The sequence below is a fragment of the Bacillus sp. JJ1122 genome (assembly GCF_036964885.1).
Classification (GTDB): domain Bacteria; phylum Bacillota; class Bacilli; order Bacillales; family Cytobacillaceae; genus Mesobacillus.
In genome coordinates, this window is the sequence record NZ_JBALQL010000033.1 from 13,056 (window position 1) to 16,849 (window position 3,794).

General features: G+C 40.4%; 4 protein-coding genes. 1 reads left to right on the forward strand and 3 read right to left on the reverse strand.

Annotated features, from left to right (window positions below; genetic code table 11):
- Positions 1 to 123: 123 nt before the first annotated feature.
- Positions 124 to 414, reverse strand: coding sequence for a UPF0223 family protein (locus tag V7201_RS18535; RefSeq protein WP_335378244.1), 291 nt, complete (start codon positions 412 to 414; stop codon positions 124 to 126).
- 252 nt (positions 415 to 666) lie between these two features.
- Complete coding sequence (locus V7201_RS18540; RefSeq protein WP_335378245.1) at positions 667 to 1,629, reverse strand: NAD(P)H-dependent flavin oxidoreductase; 963 nt, start codon at positions 1,627 to 1,629, stop codon at positions 667 to 669.
- Positions 1,630 to 2,082: 453 nt separating this feature from the next.
- Between V7201_RS18540 and V7201_RS18545 the strand changes: the two genes are divergently transcribed.
- Complete coding sequence (locus V7201_RS18545) at positions 2,083 to 3,552, forward strand: aminotransferase class I/II-fold pyridoxal phosphate-dependent enzyme (protein WP_335378246.1); 1,470 nt, start codon at positions 2,083 to 2,085, stop codon at positions 3,550 to 3,552.
- Between the two features lie 39 nt (positions 3,553 to 3,591).
- On the opposite strand, the gene V7201_RS18550 is transcribed toward V7201_RS18545, so the two are convergent.
- Positions 3,592 to 3,714, reverse strand: coding sequence for a GapA-binding peptide SR1P (locus V7201_RS18550; RefSeq protein WP_335378247.1), 123 nt, complete (start codon positions 3,712 to 3,714; stop codon positions 3,592 to 3,594).
- Positions 3,715 to 3,794: the final 80 nt, after the last annotated feature.

Here is a 3,794-nt window from a genome sequence, read left to right on the forward strand (position 1 = left end):
GGACCGAAGCGACTCGAGGGGCTAGGCGCTGGAGCTAGACATTTCTCGAAGTGATTTTTATACTTTCTTATCTAACAAAATAAGGAGCCCATTTCAAAAATGGGCTCCTTTCGTATTGATTGATCAATGCTTTCGTTTTTGTTGAGATATTTTTATCTTTTTTCCTGAGCTAATTTCTTTTATCGATTTTACAGCCTGATAGGAGGCGTAGCCGCTCACCTCTTCAAATTCATTGAAGAGTGTCTTTTCTTGTGCCTTTCCCGGTACGATTTCCTTGAACCTGCGATATGCATGCAGCAATAAGTCCCGGTCGATTCCATTTTCATAAGCCTTTTCGATACATTCAAAGAAATGTATTGCATCGACAATCTCATCTGTCGACCATGTGTAGTCAATCGGATATTGATAATCCATTATTTCACCTGCTTTTTAGACTTGCGTATGTAATTGCTGCTTTTCATATAGCTTGGCGCTGTTGAAATTGCCTGTTGATTCCAATCCAATCAATATTTTGCCAAATGAACAATTATCTACTTTAGTGTCAATAATTACGGGAATTTAACATAAAAGTAAATGATCGCTCAGAAAAAAACAACAATGAGTACAATATTAATGATTAATCTTAGTAGATTTTACAGTTAATTAATCTACAGTGCAACAAATACCCTATTTCCCCCAGGTACTTCTTATCTCTTCAGCTTCTTTTATGATCCTCTCAAACAATTCACCCACTGGCGGCGAATCCTTGATAAGACCCATCACCTGTCCTGCCCAGCCGAATCCATTCTCTTCATCACCATCATATATATACTTCCTATTGGCAGCGCCGCTTATTAAATCTTTCACTGCTTCATAATTGCCACCATCATTTTTTTCGATTTCAATGATCCGTGTTGTCAGAGGATTTGTAATTGCCCTTGCTGGCATCCCTAGTGTTCTTTTAATCACTGTTGTATCGTTTTCAGTTCCTTCAACCAATCTGCGTTTATACACTTCATTTGCATGGACACATTCCTTCGTTGCTATGAACCTGGTTCCCATTTCAATCCCGTGTGCCCCAAGGCTTAACGCTGCCATCAGGCCTCTGCCATCGCCTATCCCCCCTGAAGCAATGACAGGTATATCGACTGCATCCACAACAGCCGGAATCAATACCATCGTACCGATATCACTTTTACCGAGGTGACCTCCGCCCTCTTGACCTACAACCATGACAGCATCTGCCCCCAGCTCTTCTGCTTTCTGAGCCTGCCTTTTTGCCGCTACAAGAACCAATTTTTTTATAGTTGTTCCCTTCAGCTGTTCAAAAATCGGGGAAGGATTTCCTCCTGTCATCGAAATAACTGGCACTTTTTCCTCAATAGCAACATCCAGATAATGAGAGAATGGTCTTCCATGCTGGCCAACCGCGAAATTTACTCCAAATGGCTGGTCAGTCAACCGCCTTACTTTTTGAATTTCATTGCGGAGTGCCTCAGGGTTTGGCAATGACATAGCAGTTATCTGTCCTAGCCCGCCGGCGTTCGAAACAGCCGCCGCCAAATCGGAATAAGCTAAATAAGCAAGCCCCCCCTGAATGATTGGATATTTAATTCCCAATAGTTCAGTCACTTCTGTTTTCCAGTTCATATGCTCTCTCCCTCAATTTATCCGTTTTATAATTACTTCTATCTTATTGCTGCTAATCCTTTTTTTCTTTGGCTATGTTAAATACGGCTGTTGATTTTCGTTCCAGGCGCTTCGCTTTCCGAGGGGCTGGCGCTGAGCCCGCAGGACACTGATAAGCTTCCTCGAATCTGCCCACGCATGATGAAAATGCGTTAGCATTTTCGGAGGAGTCTACGCACCTTCCACTACAATCAACAGGATTTAAAAATCAACATTCAGCTTTAACAGAGCCTTTTCTTTTACACTCCTTGCACACCCTTTGTTACGTATGTACAAAAAGCATTCCTGCAATATTTCTTTGCAAAGGGTATTATTAGTGCTATAATGCATGTGTTTTATTTTTTTAAATCAAAACAAAAATAACTTCCATTTGAACGATAAAATCTAATTAAAATAAAGAGGTGTGATTATCAATTGTCACAATACGAAACACCGTTATTTACAAGCCTATTAAAACATGCAGGAAACAACCCAATTCAGTTTCACATTCCAGGCCATAAAAAAGGGAGCGGAATTGACCCTGAATTCAGGAATTTTATTGGAGATAACGCATTATCAATTGATTTGATTAACATTGGACCTCTTGATGACCTCCATTCACCAAAGGGAATCATCAAGCAAGCACAGGAACTGGCTGCTGAAGCTTTTGGAGCGGATCATACATTCTTCTCCGTACAAGGTACCAGCGGTGCAATCATGACCATGATTATGACTGTATGTGGACCTGGCGATAAAATTATTGTCCCAAGGAACGTGCACAAATCTATTATGTCTGCCATTGTATTTTCAGGTGCAATTCCAATCTTCATCCATCCAGAAATTGATAAAAACCTTGGTATATCCCACGGAATCACAACAGATTCTGTTGAGAGAGCCTTGGAACAGCATCCAGATGCAAAAGGATTGCTTGTCATTAATCCAACTTATTTCGGTTTTGCTGCTGATTTAAAGAAGATTGTCGACATTGCTCATTCCTACAAAGTGCCTGTCTTGGTTGACGAGGCTCACGGAGTCCATATCCACTTCCATGAAGATCTTCCATTATCAGCTATGCAAGCTGGTGCTGACATGGCCGCTACCAGTGTCCATAAGCTAGGTGGCTCGATGACCCAGAGTTCAATCTTGAACGTGAAAGAAGGACTGGTTTCTTCAAAGCGTGTACAATCAATCATCAGCATGCTTACGACTACATCTACTTCTTACCTCTTGCTTGCCTCACTGGATACTGCAAGGAGAAGGCTTGCAACGAAAGGAAGAGAGATTATTGATCGCACTATAAAATTGGCTCAATGGATCCGCGGACAGGTGAATGAAATTGAACATCTTTATTGTCCAGGAGAAGACTTGCTTGGAACGAATGCTACATTCGATTTTGATCCAACAAAAGTGCTGATCAGCATAAAAGATCTGAACATCACAGGCTATGAGGTTGAAAAATGGCTTCGTGAAAAATACAATATCGAAGTTGAGTTATCCGACTTGTACAATATTTTGTGCATCATAACTCCCGGAGACACAGAAAAGGAAGCGAAAATTCTTGTTGAAGCATTGCGTGAACTTTCTAAGGAGTTTCACCATCTAGCAGAAAAAGTTCATGCTGAAGTCATGCTGCCAGATATACCGTTATTGGCGCTAACACCTCGAGATGCTTTTTACGCGGATACAGAGGTTGTTCCATTTGAAGAATCAGAAGGAAGGATCATCGCAGAATTCGTTATGGTTTATCCGCCTGGAATACCAATATTCATTCCTGGAGAAATTATTACCGAAGAAAACCTTGTATATATCAAAACAAATATGGAAGCTGGCCTGCCCGTTCAAGGACCAGAAGATGATGAATTGAAATATTTCAGGGTAATCAAAGAACATAAAGCAATTCGATAAAAAAAGAAGGGCATGCTGCGCATGCCCTTTTATATATTCTTATCTTTCTTCTGCACCCTCATGGTCACAGCAGTCGCATTTTTTTGAATAAAGTACAGAAACTTTTTCATCTTCGAAATGGTCAATTGTAGAATTGCAAGTTTGACAAACGATTGTACCCATCTTTTCAAACCCCTTTTCGTATTGTTTTGAAAGCGCTTTAACCTCTTTAAATATATAATAATATAACACTATTGATATTT